Origin of the sequence: Pseudomonas abietaniphila, from assembly GCF_039697315.1 — a bacterium.
GTDB classification, from domain to species: domain Bacteria; phylum Pseudomonadota; class Gammaproteobacteria; order Pseudomonadales; family Pseudomonadaceae; genus Aquipseudomonas; species Aquipseudomonas abietaniphila_B.
Genome location: NZ_CP155619.1, coordinates 1,353,166 through 1,366,791 on the forward strand (window position 1 = coordinate 1,353,166; position 13,626 = coordinate 1,366,791).

At 59.5% G+C, this 13,626-nt stretch carries 17 protein-coding genes; 11 read left to right on the forward strand and 6 right to left on the reverse strand.

Annotated features, from left to right (window positions below; translation table 11 throughout):
- Positions 1-24: 24 nt before the first annotated feature.
- Both ABDX87_RS05980 and ABDX87_RS05985 read right to left on the reverse strand, forming a co-directional pair.
- A complete protein-coding gene (locus tag ABDX87_RS05980; protein WP_431061210.1) occupies positions 25-1,272 on the reverse strand; it encodes a winged helix-turn-helix domain-containing protein in 1,248 nt (415 codons plus the stop codon).
- Between the two features lie 48 nt (positions 1,273-1,320).
- The gene (locus ABDX87_RS05985; RefSeq protein ID WP_346832042.1) at positions 1,321-1,554 is read right to left on the reverse strand and encodes a DUF1127 domain-containing protein; all 234 of its coding nucleotides are present in this window, start codon (positions 1,552-1,554) and stop codon (positions 1,321-1,323) included.
- A gap of 98 nt (positions 1,555-1,652) precedes the next feature.
- On the opposite strand from ABDX87_RS05985, the gene ABDX87_RS05990 reads away from it, so the two are divergent.
- The gene (locus ABDX87_RS05990) at positions 1,653-2,507 is read left to right on the forward strand and encodes a LysR substrate-binding domain-containing protein (protein ID WP_346832043.1); all 855 of its coding nucleotides are present in this window, start codon (positions 1,653-1,655) and stop codon (positions 2,505-2,507) included.
- 6 nt (positions 2,508-2,513) lie between these two features.
- On the opposite strand, the gene ABDX87_RS05995 is transcribed toward ABDX87_RS05990, so the two are convergent.
- Positions 2,514-3,245: a sulfite exporter TauE/SafE family protein gene (locus ABDX87_RS05995; RefSeq protein WP_431061313.1), complete on the reverse strand. Its 732-nt coding sequence runs from the start codon at positions 3,243-3,245 to the stop codon at positions 2,514-2,516.
- A 264-nt stretch (positions 3,246-3,509) separates the two neighbouring features.
- Here ABDX87_RS05995 and ABDX87_RS06000 point away from each other — a divergent pair, with 264 nt between their 5' ends.
- The 3 genes from ABDX87_RS06000 (at position 3,510) to ABDX87_RS06010 (ending at position 5,920) form a co-directional block, all read left to right on the forward strand.
- Positions 3,510-3,983, forward strand: coding sequence for a MarR family winged helix-turn-helix transcriptional regulator (locus tag ABDX87_RS06000; RefSeq protein WP_346832044.1), 474 nt, complete (start codon positions 3,510-3,512; stop codon positions 3,981-3,983).
- Between the two features lie 471 nt (positions 3,984-4,454).
- Positions 4,455-4,874: an organic hydroperoxide resistance protein gene (locus tag ABDX87_RS06005; protein WP_062380296.1), complete on the forward strand. Its 420-nt coding sequence runs from the start codon at positions 4,455-4,457 to the stop codon at positions 4,872-4,874.
- Positions 4,875-4,900: 26 nt separating this feature from the next.
- Positions 4,901-5,920 (forward strand): alpha/beta hydrolase, encoded by a 1,020-nt coding sequence (locus ABDX87_RS06010; RefSeq protein ID WP_083370773.1) that lies wholly within the window; start codon positions 4,901-4,903, stop codon positions 5,918-5,920.
- Between the two features lie 150 nt (positions 5,921-6,070).
- Here ABDX87_RS06010 and efp read toward each other — a convergent pair whose 3' ends face one another.
- Both efp and earP read right to left on the reverse strand, forming a co-directional pair.
- Entirely contained in the window at positions 6,071-6,640 is a 570-nt protein-coding gene (efp, locus tag ABDX87_RS06015) for an elongation factor P (protein ID WP_346832046.1), read from the reverse strand.
- A gap of 87 nt (positions 6,641-6,727) precedes the next feature.
- A complete protein-coding gene (gene earP / locus ABDX87_RS06020; protein ID WP_346832047.1) occupies positions 6,728-7,876 on the reverse strand; it encodes an elongation factor P maturation arginine rhamnosyltransferase EarP in 1,149 nt (382 codons plus the stop codon).
- A gap of 113 nt (positions 7,877-7,989) precedes the next feature.
- Here earP and ABDX87_RS06025 point away from each other — a divergent pair, with 113 nt between their 5' ends.
- From ABDX87_RS06025 to ABDX87_RS06040, 4 genes are all read left to right on the forward strand, one after another.
- A complete protein-coding gene (locus tag ABDX87_RS06025; protein WP_346832048.1) occupies positions 7,990-8,385 on the forward strand; it encodes a hypothetical protein in 396 nt (131 codons plus the stop codon).
- A 26-nt stretch (positions 8,386-8,411) separates the two neighbouring features.
- A complete protein-coding gene (locus tag ABDX87_RS06030; RefSeq protein ID WP_346832050.1) occupies positions 8,412-8,894 on the forward strand; it encodes a GreA/GreB family elongation factor in 483 nt (160 codons plus the stop codon).
- A gap of 122 nt (positions 8,895-9,016) precedes the next feature.
- Positions 9,017-9,223: a hypothetical protein gene (locus tag ABDX87_RS06035; RefSeq protein ID WP_346832051.1), complete on the forward strand. Its 207-nt coding sequence runs from the start codon at positions 9,017-9,019 to the stop codon at positions 9,221-9,223.
- Positions 9,224-9,406: 183 nt separating this feature from the next.
- Positions 9,407-9,964, forward strand: coding sequence for a DUF1003 domain-containing protein (locus ABDX87_RS06040; protein ID WP_346832052.1), 558 nt, complete (start codon positions 9,407-9,409; stop codon positions 9,962-9,964).
- Here ABDX87_RS06040 and ABDX87_RS06045 read toward each other — a convergent pair whose 3' ends face one another.
- Positions 9,965-10,378: a YciI family protein gene (locus tag ABDX87_RS06045; RefSeq protein WP_346832053.1), complete on the reverse strand. Its 414-nt coding sequence runs from the start codon at positions 10,376-10,378 to the stop codon at positions 9,965-9,967.
- A 277-nt stretch (positions 10,379-10,655) separates the two neighbouring features.
- On the opposite strand from ABDX87_RS06045, the gene ABDX87_RS06050 reads away from it, so the two are divergent.
- The 3 genes from ABDX87_RS06050 to dkgB all read left to right on the forward strand — a co-directional run bounded on the left by ABDX87_RS06050 (position 10,656) and on the right by dkgB (position 13,458).
- The gene (locus ABDX87_RS06050) at positions 10,656-11,195 is read left to right on the forward strand and encodes a PaaI family thioesterase (protein ID WP_346832054.1); all 540 of its coding nucleotides are present in this window, start codon (positions 10,656-10,658) and stop codon (positions 11,193-11,195) included.
- Between the two features lie 37 nt (positions 11,196-11,232).
- A complete protein-coding gene (locus ABDX87_RS06055; RefSeq protein ID WP_346832055.1) occupies positions 11,233-12,375 on the forward strand; it encodes a thiolase family protein in 1,143 nt (380 codons plus the stop codon).
- Positions 12,376-12,654: 279 nt separating this feature from the next.
- A complete protein-coding gene (gene dkgB, locus ABDX87_RS06060; protein ID WP_346832056.1) occupies positions 12,655-13,458 on the forward strand; it encodes a 2,5-didehydrogluconate reductase DkgB in 804 nt (267 codons plus the stop codon).
- Positions 13,459-13,626 lie beyond the last annotated feature (168 nt).

The window sequence follows — 13,626 nt, forward strand, 5'->3', positions numbered from 1 at the left end:
AGGAACCACGCAAACCTCCAACGGTTATAGATGCCGTGATCCCTGGGCGAGAAACGCCACCCGCAAGCGCGCCGCACTGGCGCGCTGGCAGTTAATCAACACGTCCCGCAACCCTAACCAGTCCGCCAGTTGCCTCAGATTCGCCGCCAAGGCGTGCATGCCCTCCTCGTCCAGTCCTGGCTCCTCTTCATGCACGGCGTGCACCGCCAACCGTCCCGCCGCTCTTTCCGCACGCAGGTCTATGCGCGCGGCGATGCGTTCGTGGTGCAGAAACGGCAGCACGTAGTAGCCGTACACGCGCTTGTGCGCAGGGGTGTAGATCTCGAGTCGGTAATGAAAATCGAACAATCGCTCCGTGCGGGCCCGCTCCCAGATCAGTGAATCGAAGGGCGAAAGCAGCGCGCTTGCAGTGACTTTTCTTGGCACTTTGAGTCCCGGCAGCACATACGCCGGTTGCTTCCAGCCTTGCACCTGAACCGGCTCGATCGCCCGCTCTTCCAGTAATTCAGCAAGCCTCGCCTTCGCCGGTGCAGGGTCCTGACGAAAATAATCGCGGATGTCTTTTTCGGTTCCAACGCCCAATGCCGTGATCGCCCGCAGCAATAGCCCGCGTTGCGCATCGGCCTCACTGATCGGCGGGTGATTGAGGATGGAAAACGGCAGCACCCGCTCAGGCAAATCGTAGAGCCGCTCGAAGCCGCGACGGCCTGAAACGGTGACCTCGCCCGCGGCAAACAACCATTCCAGCGCGTGTTTTTCTGCGCTCCAGTCCCACCAGGGGCCTGCACGCTCCTGACGTGTGCTGAGGCTGCCCGCCCCCAACGGGCCCTGATCGCGGACGGCTTGCAGCACCCTGGCGATGGTCGCCTGTTCTTCGCGTCCGAATTTGGCGAGTTGCTGATAAATGCCCTCGCCCTGAGACGCGCGTTGCATGCGCCAGCGCATCAAGGGGTACAGCTCGACCGGCAGCAACGAAGCCTCGTGCCCCCAGTATTCGAAGAGTTTGCGTTGACGGCCCTGACTCCATGCGGCCTGATCCAGCAGCTTTTGCGGGTAGTTGCCCAGTCGTGAATACAGCGGCAGGTAATGCGAGCGCACCAGCGCGTTCACCGAGTCGATCTGCAGGACGCCGAGGCGCTCGATCAGTTGCATGACATGGCTGGACTTAATTGTCGTCGGCGCCTGGCGGCCATTAAAAGCTTGGGCCGCCAGCGCCACACGTCGAGCTTGTTTGAGGGACAGTTGAATTTGGGTCGGCAGTTCTGCGGGCATTCAGACCTCCTGATCGATTCGCAAAGCTACCCGATCCCCCCTGCCCTGTCAGTGCTTCATCGGGTCATCCCAGAACGGACGATCAATTTCCTCATAGACATCGGCGCGGCTCAAGCCGATGTCCTTGAGCGCGTCGTCACTCAGGCTGGCCAACTCGATGCGTTCGCGGTGCAGCTTACGCCAGCGGGCGATCTGCGACGTCGCGGCATGCCAGGCGCGCTCGATGGCCGAATCGTGGGACAGGGTTTTCAGTACCAGTACATAACCTTTTTGACCTTTCATCGTCTTGCCCTCCAAGTGGGGATGGCTAGATTTTCTGCCCAGGCTTAAGATCAATCCAACGAATGTTTCTGATGCACTGCATCTGGGAGATTGATGCAATGGCCACCTATCCAAGTATCGACAGTGAACTGCTGAGGACCTTCGTCGCCATCGCTGACCAAGGCGGCTTCACCAAGGCGGGCGAGGTGGTCAATCGCACCCAGTCCGCGGTGAGCATGCAGATGAAGCGGCTGGAAGACGACGTCGTTCAGCGGCCGCTGTTCCAGAAAGACGGCCGGGCCCTGAACCTGACGGCCGAAGGGCAGGTGCTGCTGGGCTACGCCCGGCGCATCCTCAAATTGCACAGCGAAGTGTTCAATACCCTGCGCGAACCGCACATGATCGGCACCGTGAAGATCGGCACGCCGGACGACTACGTCATGCGTTTTTTGCCAGGCATTCTGTCGCGCTTCGCGCAGGCGTATCCGCTGATTCAAGTGGAGGTGCATTGCGAATCATCGTCGCAGCTGCTGCAACGTCAGGACCTGGACCTGAGCATCGTGACCCGCGAGCCGGGCAAGGAGATCGGCCAGATTCTGCGTCAGGAGCGTTTCGTCTGGGCCGAGGCCGCAGGGTTCTGCCCGCACGAGCAAACGCCGATCCCGCTGGCGATGTTCAACAGTGACTGTTTCTGCCGTCTGTGGGCGAGCAACGCGCTGGATGCGGCAGGTCGGGAATATCGCGTGGCGTATACCAGCGCCAGCCTGTCGGCGATCATGGCGGTGGTCAGCGCCGGGCTGGCGGTGACGGCCCAATTGCAGAGTCTGATCACCTCGGACCTGCGCGTTCTTGGGGAAGCCGAAGGGCTGCCACAGCTGCCCTCGGCGAGCATTGTCCTGCTGCGCAACCCCAATAACCCTTCGCCGATCACCGAGTGCCTGGCCGATCACATCGCTGAAGGCTTCAAGCTGTAGCCTGCGTCAAACCCTGAAGCACAGCATGATTGCGCAGATCACCAGGAACACGCAGAACAGCGAACGCAGCAACCGCTCCGGCAGACTGTGGGCCAGCGCCACGCCCCAACTGATGCTCGCCAGCCCGCCGACCGCCAGCGGGATGCCCATCAGCCAGTCGACATGACCGTGCACCGCATAGGTCGTCAGGGTGATCACTGTGGCAGGTGCGGCCAGCGCGAGCGCAAGGCCCTGAGCGACCACTTGGGTGGCGCCGAAAATGCCCGTCAGAATCGGCGTCGCAATCACCCCGCCCCCGACACCGAACATCCCCGCTGTCACGCCGGAACCCACGCCCAGCAACCACAGCCATTTGCGATGACGTAATTCAAGGCCTGCATCGCCTTTTCGCCAGTACATCTGAATCAGGTTGAAGAGCGTCAATACCATGAGGAACGCAACGAAGCCGATGCGCATGCTCTGCGCCTCGACCCGTACCGCCCAGAGCGACGTCAGCCATGAGACGAAAAAACTGGGACCAATCAGCATCATGGCGTTGCGCACCGAAATCCGGTTGCGCTGGTTGTAGCGCCACAATGCGAGCAGCACGTTGGGCAGCACCATCAACAATGCCGTGCCTTGCGCCAATTGCTGATCAAGTCCGAACAGCACGCCCAATGCAGGGATGGCAACAAGCCCGCCTCCAATGCCAAACAGCCCGCCTAAAGTGCCCATGGCAGCGCCCAACAGCAGGTACATCACAACATCGACAATCACGCGCGGTCCTCAATTTAATCCTGCGCGCATGCTACGCAGTCGAGCGAAGCGGGGAAATCCGCAGACAAACATTACGCTCAACGAAACGTGATCAGTCGGTTCACGATTCGTGTTTCAACGTCTCCAGAATCAAGCCCTGGCATTACGATAGAGAAACACCGCACCACCGATTACCGAAATTATCTGGTGCAATAAAGATCATGGCACTAAATTAGTGATCACTACCGATCAACCGAGGAACACCCGATGAACGCCGACGAGAGCTCCACCACGGCGGGCGCTGGCAGTTGCGACGATTTGCTGCTGGATAACCAGCTGTGTTTTGCCTTGTACTCCACGTCACTGATGATGACCAAGGTGTACAAGCCACTGCTTCAAGAACTGAATCTGACCTATCCGCAATACCTGGCGATGCTGGTGCTGTGGGAGCGGGATGGTTTGACGGTGGGCGAAGTCAGCACGCGGCTGCTGACCGACCCGGGATCGCTGACCCCTTTGCTCAAACGACTGGAATCCGAAGGCTTGATCAGTCGTACGCGCAGCAAGGAGGACGAACGCGTCGTGCTGCTCACGCTAACCGAACAGGGCAAGGCACTGCACACCAAAGCGCAGAGCATTCCGCAATGCATCCTGGCGGCCAGCGGCATCAGCGTTCAGCAACTGCAAGCGTTACAAAAAGATTTGCTGGGGTTGCGCGGTAACCTGCACGCCAGCATCTGATTACCTTCTCCTCCACCTTAGGGCCAGCCTTATTGCTGGCCTTTTTCATTTCAGCCAAACCTTGCCACAGATCTCTGTAGGAGCGCGCTTGCCCGCGAAGCGTCCCCCCAGATAACGCGAGGGCGCCTGCATGAATGCCTTCGCGGGCAAGCGCGCTCCTAGAAGTTGGGCGGTGATAGCGCGGTAGCAACACGGTCTGGTGGCGGCAGCGGACCCAAGAACGTTTCAGCCGCAAGCAGGACTGCTAAAGACCTCGACGTCGCGCCGAAAATCTTATTTAAAATAAATCTTTATTTATCAACCAGTTACATCAGTGACAGCCCACGGAGCACGATTTTTTTGAAAAACCTCAAAAATTTATCTTGCGCACTAAACATTAGCGCAGTACATTTCATCTCACTTGCTTAGCGCACAAACTTTTAGCGCTAAGCACAACCGGCCTAAACCAACATCGTTAAGTGAGGAAATATCATGCAAGCTCTCTATACCGCAGTCGCAACCGCAACCGGTGGCCGTGATGGCCGTGCTGTTTCCAGCGACAAGATCCTGGACGTGAAACTGGCCACCCCGAAAGAACTGGGCGGCGCCGGTGGTGAAGCCACCAACCCTGAGCAACTGTTCGCAGCCGGCTACTCGGCCTGCTTCATCGGCGCACTGAAATTCGTTGCCGGTCAAAGCAAACGCAGCATCCCGGCCGACGCCTCGATCACTGCCCACGTCGGCATCGGCCAGATCCCTGGCGGTTTCGGTCTGGACATCGACCTGAACATCAACCTGCCAGGTCTGGAACAGGCTGACGCTCAAGCGCTGGTTGACGCGGCTCACCAGGTTTGCCCTTACTCCAACGCCACTCGCGGCAACGTTGACGTACGTCTGCACGTAACCGTCTAACTCACCCGACCCCGTAGGAGATAAACATGAACACTTTCGGCAAGATTCTGGCTGGCTCGCTCCTCGCCCTGTCGGTCGGCAACGCTTTCGCAGCGACCGACACTGGTGTCGAGCACAACACGCAGGCATTCCTCGATGCGCTGAATTCCGGTGGTGGCAAGCCGATCGAACAGCTTTCGCCCAAGGATGCACGTGCGGTACTCACCGGTGCTCAGGCCGGGGTCAAGCTGACCCTGCCCAAAGCCGATGTCAGCCAGAAGACCATTTCGGTCGATGGCCAGAACATCAGCCTGACCATCGTGCGTCCAGCGGGCGTGAAAGGCACCTTGCCCGTGTTCATGTACTTCCACGGCGGCGGCTGGGTGCTGGGTGACTACCCGACGCACGAGCGCCTGGTGCGGGATCTGGTAGAGGGTTCTGGTGCGGTGGCGGTCTTCGTCAACTACACGCCTTCCCCTGAAGCGCACTACCCGACCGCGATCAACCAGGCCTATGCGGCGACCAAATGGGTGGCTGAGCACGGCAAAGAAATCAACGTTGATGGCAAGCGTCTTGCCGTCGCGGGCAACAGTGTCGGTGGCAACATGGCGGCGGTCGTCAGCCTGATGGCCAAAGACAAAGGCACCCCTGCGATCAAGTATCAGGTGCTGCTGTGGCCGGTGACCGACGCCAACTTCGATACCGGTTCGTATGACCAGTTCGCCGAGGGTCACTTCCTCACCCGCAACATGATGAAGTGGTTCTGGGACAACTACACCACCGATCCAAAACAACGCGCGGAGATCTATGCCTCACCGCTGCGCGCCACGCTGGATCAGTTGAAAGGCCTGCCGCCTGCACTGGTGCAGACCGCCGGTGCCGACGTCCTGCGTGACGAAGGCGAAGCGTACGCTCGCAAGCTGGATCAGGCCGGCGTGCCGGTCACCGCAGTGCGCTACAACGGCATGATTCACGACTACGGTCTGCTGAACGTGGTCAGCCAGGTGCCGGAAGTGCGGTCTGCGATGTTGCAGGCTTCGCAAGAGCTGAAGGTTCATCTAAAGTAAAAACGATGTCGGCCGGATGCGGCCGGTATGTTCGAAAACGATTCAGGACCCAGGGACGAACACCATGAATTGGTAATCGAACACACCCCCCACAAAAAAGCCCGACTCAATGGTCGGGCTTTTTCGTATCCGGCGTTACGAAAGCAATGCTTATTTAGCACGGCCTTTGTAGGAACCGCCTTCACGGGTATCGATCTCGATCTTGTCACCGATTTCGATGAAGTCAGCCACTTGCAGCTCGGTACCGTTGCTCAGCTTGGCAGGCTTCATGACCTTGCCCGACGTGTCGCCACGAGCCGAACCTTCGGTGTAGTCAACGACGCGAACGATGGTGGTCGGCAGTTCTACGGAAACCAGACGGCCTTCGAAGAATACGGCTTCGCAGACGTCGGTCATGCCTTCTTCGATGAAAGGCAGAACGCTTTCGATGTCTTCGGCGTTCAGTTCGTACATGGTGTAGTCAGTGGTGTCCATGAACGTGTAGGAATCACCGCTGATGAAAGACAGGGTGGCTTCTTTACGGTCCAGGATCACGTCGTCCAGCTTGTCGTCGGCGCTATAGACGGTTTCAGTCTTGTAGCCGGTCAGCAGGTTCTTCAGCTTGGTCTTCATGATCGCGCTGTTACGGCCCGACTTGGTGAATTCAGCTTTCTGAACCAGCCAAGGATCGTTGTCGATACGGATCACGGTGCCGGGTTTAAGCTCTTTACCAGTTTTCATTACGAGTATCCGAATTTGGATTGAAGTTCTTTCTAAGCCCTGTACGAAAAGCCACTTTTCGTACAGGGCTTAATACAAGGCCGCGTATCATATCCAATTTCGGTAAAACGTTACCAGCGCAGTCGTCAGATCGTCTTGCAAGGCCTGTTCCAGACACCACCGCTCAGCGTGCGCGACCAGCTCGCCACGGTGCTTTTCCAGGGTATTCCAGCTTTGCGTCATGGTCTGACCCGCGTTCCAGTGACGCCAGACCTCGGTCAGCGCCTGCCCTGCCTCTGTGGATAACCCTGCCAGATACAGCTCGAGGAACGCGTCCAGCTTCGCCCAGTGGGCATCGTCGTCCTGCTCGTAGATGTGCCAGATCAGCGGGCGACCTGCCCATTGCGCGCGAACAAACGAATCTTCGCCACGCACGACATTGAACTCGCAACACCACAGCAGCCGGTCGTAATCTTCCTGGCGCACGAACGGCAACACTTGAATCGTAAGGGCGTTGCGCTGATTCAAATCACCCGCTTTCAAGGCATCAACGCCCAGCCAGCGCTCCAAGTCTCCCAAGATCCGCCCTTCCGGCACCAGCAAATGGGTTTTGCGATCATCGAACGCCAGACAGTCGAGCCACGAACCCAATCCTGCGTGTTCGTAGGCGAACAGCGAAATCAGCCGGGTCGGACCCTGTCCAGCGTCTGCCTGTGGATAAATGCCCAGGCTGGCTAAAAACGCCTGCTTCGCGGCAGGGTCCTGTTCGAAGGCGTGCCGGCGTTCGATCAGCCCGGCTTCGCGCAGCAAACCCCCGGTGCTGGTCCGGAAACCCGGAAAGAAAAAGAATTTCTGGATGCCGCTGGACTGCAACGACGGCAAACCATGGCAGCCGGTGACCCATTCTTCGGCGCTCAGGTATTCAAGGTTCAGCCACAGCGGGCGCGGATTGCGGGCCTTCATGGCGTCGATGTAAGCGGCAGGTAGATGGCAGGCAAAGGCCTCAATGACCACGTCGGCAGGCTCGGCCGGTTGCCAGTCCTTCGCCCAGAAGCAGACGTTGACGCCGTCATGCCACTGCTGCAATGCCTGCGCGTCGGCACCGGGACAGAGGCGCGCAAACGCCGACAGGTCGTCGACCCACAGGCGCACGTCCATCCCGTGCTCGGCGACCAGTTGCCGGGCCAGACGAAACGTCACGCCGACATCGCCGAAGTTATCCACAACGGTGCAGAAAATATCCCAAGAGGCTTTCATCCGGGCTCCCTGAGGATGTTCAAAAAAGCGGATTGTCCTTCATAACAGCGCAGAATCACCAGCCCCGGTCGTGCGACAATCGGCGCCAACGTCATACAAGTAGGGAGTCTGCTATGTACGTCAACCATCGCCAATTGTCCGTTACGCTCCAACCGCTGAAGCTGATTCTGTCCATTGCCGCCGGCATCTGGCTGGGTTTCCTGGCCGTGGCACTCACGGGCTGGCTGATCTACAAAGCGCTGCCCGCCGAACAGACCCAGGCCCTGAGCAATGCGGCCACGCAATTGACCAGCCCGCCCGCCGCCAAAGCCAAGCCTGAAAGCGACAACCCGATGTTTGACCAGTACCGGCAGATTTTGCGCGACAGCGAGGCCCGTCAGACGCAGGAGGCCGAGCAGGCTGAACGCCAGCGCAACTTCAATGGCCCCAAATGCCAGTTCTGGATGCAGCAGAATCAGACCGCACCCAGCGAGAAGAGCCGCGCCGCGATCTACCAGTTCTGCGGTTGATTCCTTACACGAGACAAGCAGCACTCATGAACAAGCAACAGGTCCTGCAACGGATCATTGAAAAACTCGAGGTCGATCTGGACATCGCCATTCGTGCCGCGCAAACCGCGTACGAAACCGCGACCCATGAAGAGAACATCGCCGAAAACAAGTACGACACGCTGGGCCTGGAGGCCTCGTACCTGGCGGCCGGACAGGCGCGTCGCGTGGAGGAGATTCGCCAGTCGCTGACGCTGTACCAGAACCTCGTGCTCAGGCCTTTCGACGACAGACGTGGCATTCAATCGGGCGACCTCATCGTTCTGGAATCCGTGAGCGGCGTCACGCAGCACCTGTTCCTGGGGCCGGATGCGGCAGGCTTGAAAATCAGCGTCGATGACACGCTGATCACCGTCATCACCGCCAAAGCACCACTGGGCCAGAACCTCCTGGGCAAGTTCGATGGCGATGAGGTGGAGATCAGCGTGAATGGCAGCCGGCAATCGTTCGAGATCACGCACGTCGTGTGATCCATTGATCATTTGCAGGGTTGAAGGGTCTGACTTTTTGTGGGTAAGGTGCGCAGTCGCACGACAAACGGTGAACCCGGAAGATGGAGCCGGGCACACGGATTTAACCAAGGAGATTTTTCATGACGAACGTCATCACTTTCCCTGACGCCCATGAACGTGATCGCCTCAAGTCCAGTGACCACCAAGGGTTGAGATACCTGAACAAGAAAGAGCGACAACTGATCGACCGCCTGCGCATGACCAGCCATGCAGGCCGCCAATACGTGTACGACTACGCCAACATCATGTCGCGGTCCAAGCCGTTGCACCCCGATCCCGTGGATTGACGTTCAGGTCGTTACCGAACCTGTGGGAGCGAGTTTGCTCGCCAGACGCCAGCGCAGCGAACGCCGGTGCGGTGTAAATGATGACATTTGCCAGCGCGCGCTCTACGGCCGTCACACGCGGCGCCAAAGTCGGGTGATCCGGGCCTATAGTGGGCAGATGTTTTTTGCCTTCAGGAAACTGTCATGCCCGTTGCCACGCCCGACCCCGTCACCACAGACGTACCTTCCGCCGCCCCGGCGAAAGTCGATCACCTGCGCTTTCACAAAGCTCACGCGCACCTGACGCCCACATTTGGTAACGACGCCTTTGCACTGAAGGCAGAAGCGTTTGCGCGTTTCTTCGGGACGCCAGCGTTCCTCGGCGCACAGACACTGATCGTGCTGCTGTGGGTGGGCGCCAACATGAGCGGCCTGGTGACGTTCGACCTGTACCCTTTCATCCTGCTCAACCTGGCCTTCAGCCTTCAGTCGGCCTATGCCGCGCCGCTGATCCTGCTCGCGCAGACCCGCCAGTCGGCGCGTGATAAAGCCAATGCCGATGCCGACGCGCAGCACCGGGAAGCCCTGGCCGTGGCCAACGAAGAACGCATGGCCCGCGCGGCGGAGCACACCGCGCAGATGCTTGAATTGCTGGAGCAGAACACCCGCCTGACCGAAATGACCAAAGTGCTGACCGAACGGGTCGAAGCGCTGACCGCCGATATGCACAAGCATTTTGTGAAGAAGGACGGGCACGCTTGATCAGGGCTTGGCTTCGTGCATCTCCTTGAAGCCCGCCGCGGCCTGCTGCACTTCCGGCGCGAAATCCTCGAAGCCCATGACCTTGCGCACTTCCACGGTCTCGTTGTCCCCGGCCGGGCAGCGTTTGGCCCATTCAATCGCCTCATCGAGCGAGCCCAGTTCGAGCATCCAGTAACCGCCAACGACTTCGCTGACACCGGGAAACGGCGCCTGGATCACTTTCGCCTGCCCCTCGCTGAACGTCACCCTCGCCCCCACGCTCGGCGGGTGCAAGCCATCGAGCGAGAGCAACACGCCCGCCTGTTGAAGCGCTTCGTTGTACTTCATCATTCGTTCGACCGCTGCGGCGTCCGGTTGAGTGCCGGGGGCGGCGGTTTCATATCCCTTGGGGATCATCAACATCATGAATCGCATGGCAGGCTTCCTTCTGTAGACGGCTTCTGACAAGGCTCCTGGACACCATAGTCCAGGGTTTCGAACAGTAGTCGAACGGCGCCAGGCCAAATCGACAGCCCTTATCCCTCCTTATTCAGAAAATCCGTGGGCAGCCCAGTCGGCTAACGTTGAACAGCGGATTGAGCGCTTTGGCCACTGCTGGACATTTATGATATTGCGGTTGTCATGGAACAGCGGGATTATGACCGTAATTTTTCCCCACTGAACAACTCGATGCTTCCCCGGAGCGAACGCCATGCAGACCACCCCTCGTGAAGAAACCCTGGCCCTTTGGCTCGCTCAGGAGCAAGACATGCGCGCCCGGCTGGGCAAGGCCGGCAGCATGAGCCTGATGGACGTGGCGCAGCTCACGCCGCAGGAATTTTTCGACGGGATCGGCAATGGCCAATATCCGCATCCGCCGATCGGCGAGCTGATGGATTTCGTGCCCATCGAGTGGACGCCCGGTCGGTTCGTCTTTCAAGGCACACCCGGTCCACAGCACTACAACCCGCTCGGCAGCGTTCACGGCGGCTATGCCGCCACCCTCCTCGACTCGTGCATGGGTTGCTCGATCCACACCCGGCTGAACAAAGGCCAGGGCTACACCACCCTCGACCTGCGCATCAGCTACATCCGGGCGCTGACCAACAAGACGGGTCCGATACGCGCCGAAGGCACGGTGGTGCACCTGGGCCGTTCCACCGCGCTGGCTGAAGGCAGGATCTATGACGCCGAAGGCCGTCTGTACGCGACCGGCACCACCACCTGCATGATCCTCGACATGAACCGCTGATCGTAACCGACTGCCCACGACCACCTGGAGAATCGCCATGCAACCCGCCACTGCCTCGATCGTCATTGCCGGCTATGCCCGGTCGCCGTTTCACTTCGCCAAAAAAGGCGGCCTGATCAACCTGCGTCCCGACGACCTCGCTGCGCAAGTGCTCAAAGGCCTGGTCGACAAGCTGGACCTTGACCCCGCCGCGCTTGAGGACGTCATCATGGGCTGCGCCTATCCCGAAGCCGAACAGGGCATGAACATCGCCCGCATCGCCAGCTTCCGCGCAGGCTTTCCCGAGACGCTGGGTGGCGCGACCATCAACCGCTTCTGCGGCTCTTCGATGAGTTCGGTGCATTACGCAGCCGGGCAAATCATGCTCGGCGCGGGGGATGCGTTTCTCTGTGCGGGCGTCGAATCCATGACCCGCGTGCCCATGGGCGGCTTCAACATTTCACCCAATCCAACCCTGATGCAGGACATGCCGCAGGTGTACATGCCCATGGGTCTGACCGCCGAAGAAGTCGCCAAGCGCTTCGACATCAGCCGCAGCGAACAGGAAGCCATGGCCGTTGACTCCCACGCCAAAGCAGCCAATGCCCGTGAGCGAAGCTTCTTCGTCGATGAAATCGTACCGGTGACGACACCCGACGGCGTGGTCGGCGAAGACGGCTGCATCCGACCCGGCACCAGCCTGGAAGGTCTTGCGGGGCTGAAGCCTGCCTTCGGCGGCACGGTCACGGCGGGCACGGCTTCACCCTTGACCGACGGCAGTGCGGCGGTGCTCGTCTGCACCGAGGACTTCGCGCGCACGCATGGCCTGGAGATTCTGGCGCGCATCAAAGGCGTCGCGGTGGCTGGTTGCCCACCTGAAATCATGGGCATGGGCCCGGTTTACGCCACTCGCAAACTGCTGCAGCGCGCCGGTTTGAGCATTGCCGACATCGATCTGGTGGAGATCAACGAAGCCTTCGCCAGCCAGTCCATTGCGTGTGTGCGGGAGCTGGGTCTGGACATGGCGAAGGTCAATCTGGACGGTGGCGCGATGGCGATGGGTCACCCGCTGGGCGCGACAGGCGCACGGATCACGGGCAAGGCGGCGTCGTTGCTCAAGCGCCAGGGTGGCCGTTATGCGGTGGCGACCCAGTGCATCGCGGGTGGTCAGGGCATTGCGACGTTGCTTGAGGCGGTTTGATGTTTTCCGTCAGGTCGATTGTCTGCGCCTGATAACTCTTTCGCGGGCAAGCGCGCTCCTACAGCTGATCGCATTCTCCGGTGGGAGTGAGCTTGCTCGCGATGACGGCGGAACATCCCCCGCTTAACCCGACTGAACGAACCCGACTGATAGCTGCCCCAATCTCCACTGCATTCATGATTCCCGGTCAAAACTCCCTTTCCGATCCCCCGGTTTTTCCGCAGGGATCGAATCGGGATACTGGGCTTCAGATTTCTACCCTTCGCAATGGAGAACCCCATGACTGTTCCTGCATTTGGCCTTGGCACCTTCCGATTGAAAGACCAGGTCGTCATCGACTCGGTCAGCAACGGCCTGGACCTGGGTTATCGCGTTATCGACACTGCGCAGATCTATGGCAACGAGGCCGAAGTCGGCCAGGCCATCGCCCAAAGCGGTATTGCGCGAGACCAGTTGTACATCACGACCAAGATCTGGACTGATCACTACGCCGCCGACAAGCTGATCCCGAGCCTGAAGGAAAGTCTGGCGAAGCTGAAAACCGACTACGTCGACCTGACGCTGATTCACTGGCCATCGCCGCAAGGCAAGGTGCCGGTCGCCGAGTTCATGGGCGCGCTGTTGGAGGCGAAGAAGCAAGGCCTGACGCGCGAAATCGGCATCTCCAACTTCACCGTGGCATTGATGAAAGAAGCGATCGAAGCGGTTGGCGCCGAGAACATCGCCACCAACCAGATCGAACTGCACCCGTACCTGCAAAACCGCACCGTGGCAGAGTTTGCCCAGCAACATGGGATCAAGATCACCTCGTACATGACCTTGGCGTATGGCGAAGTGCTGAAAGACCCGGTGATCCAGCAGATCGCCCAGCGCCATCAAGCCACCCCGGCACAGGTGACACTCGCCTGGGCGATGCAGTTGGGTTACGCGGTGATCCCATCCTCAACCAAACGCGCCAATCTGGAGAGCAACCTCAAGGCAGTGGACCTGAAACTGACCGACGAAGACATGGCGCAGATCGCCGGCCTGGATCGCGGCCATCGCCTGACCAGCCCGGCCAGTCTGGCGCCGCATTGGGATTGATCGAGCAACTTCGCCACTCTTGATACTGCTCGGGTGACCGTGACTCGGAGGCGTCTGACCCGCACGGTCACCTCGGCAACCCATCTCGCTCATGCGCCCCGTAACAATGCACCCGAACCATAATCAGGCACTTGCGTAACATCCTCAAAAAATTGGTTCGCCCACTCC